Source organism: Blastococcus mobilis (assembly GCF_900188025.1).
GTDB classification, from domain to species: domain Bacteria; phylum Actinomycetota; class Actinomycetes; order Mycobacteriales; family Geodermatophilaceae; genus Blastococcus_B; species Blastococcus_B mobilis.
Genome location: NZ_FZNO01000078.1, coordinates 1 through 1441 on the forward strand (window position 1 = coordinate 1; position 1441 = coordinate 1441).

Below are 1441 nucleotides of genomic sequence, written 5' to 3' on the forward strand. Positions count from 1 at the left end.
ACAAACGCGAGTTCGTCTTCCGAGGCACCATCGACGTCGCCTCGATCAAGATCTGGCTGCGGACCCCTGCCAGCCAAGATCCGCCAGACACGCCCTAGCGACCCTTGGTCGCTAGCCGCCATTATCCTGGCCGTGGCGGGGCATCAAGGCTCAGGGTCGAGAGGAGTCGCACCCGATGACGCTGTTTGCGCCGTTCATGCTGCGCGGTGTGCCGCTCAGGAACCGCGTTGTGGTCTCGCCGATGAGCCAGTACCGCGCGCAAGACGGTGTCGCGAACGACTGGCATCTGGTCCACCTCGGTCGGTTCGCCCTCGGCGGTGCCGGCCTGGTGTTCACCGAGGCGACCGCGGTCCAGGAGCGCGGCCGGCGTACGCACGGCGACCTCGGGCTCTGGTCGGACGCCCACGTTGACGGTCTCGCGGCGGTCACCCGCTTCCTCCAGCGGGAGGGCGCGGTGGCGGGAATCCAGCTCGCGCACGCGGGGCGCAAGGCGAGCGAGCGCCGACCGTGGCACGGGGAGACACCGGTCGATGAGGAGGACGTCGCGCAGCGCGGTGAGCAGCCGTGGCCCGCTGTGGGCCCGAGCGGGGTCCCGTATGCCGAGGGCTGGCCCGCGCCGGCCGAGATGAGCGCCGAGGACATCAGGGAGGTCATCGGGGCGTTCCGCGCCGCCGCTGAGCGGGCCCGCGAGGCGGGTTTCCGGGTGATCGAGGTCTACGCCGCGCACGGCTTTCTTCTCCATCAGTTCTACTCCCCGCTTGCGAACCGACGCCGCGACGGCTACGGGGGAAGCCTCGAAGGACGAGGCCGGCTGGCGGCCGAGGTCGCCGCGGCGATCCGCGAGATCTGGCCCGACGAGTATCCGTTGGTCTTTCGTCTGTCGGTGACCGACTGGCATCCGGCGGGCTGGCAGGTCGATGACACGATCCACCTGGCGCGGCGCCTGAAGGACCTGGGCGTCGACGCGATCGCCTGCTCGAGCGGCGGCATCGCCGGACGCGAACGCCCGCAGGGCATGACCCTCGAACAGGGGTATCAACTGCCCCTCGCCGCGCAGGTGAAAAAGGGCGCCGGCATCGCGACGATCGGTGTCGGCCTGCTGTGGGATCCCAAGCTGGTCAACCGCGCCCTCGAGCAGGGCGACGTCGACCTCGTCGCGCTCGCCCGGGAGCTGCTGGAGAACCCCAACTGGACTCTGCACGCGGCCCGTGAGCTAGGCGCTGACCAGGACCACCAGATGTGGCATCCGGAGTTCGGCTGGTGGCTTGAGAAACGGGCGCGCGCCGTGCGCAAGCTTGGGCTTCGCAGCCGACGACGCGACGGCGGCAAAAACTGACCCCCTCCTGCAATGCCGCTTACTTACGGTGTTTGCCCAGGTAGGGGCCGTCGCCGGTGACCGCAAGCGCGTAGCTGATCTTGCTCGGTGGCCGGACGTGGTCAT

At 69.5% G+C, this 1441-nt stretch carries 1 protein-coding gene; it reads left to right on the plus strand.

Features of this window, described 5'->3' with window-relative positions:
• Positions 1 to 175: 175 nt before the first annotated feature.
• Positions 176 to 1336 (plus strand): NADH:flavin oxidoreductase/NADH oxidase, encoded by a 1161-nt coding sequence (locus CHB94_RS24310; protein WP_089339107.1) that lies wholly within the window; start codon positions 176 to 178, stop codon positions 1334 to 1336.
• Positions 1337 to 1441: the final 105 nt, after the last annotated feature.

Bases quoted from the DNA above. Each gene is read 5' to 3' on its own strand.
- CHB94_RS24310 (WP_089339107.1), top strand. From the start codon at position 176: ATGACGCTGTTTGCGCCGTTCATGCTGCGCGGTGTGCCGCTCAGGAAC.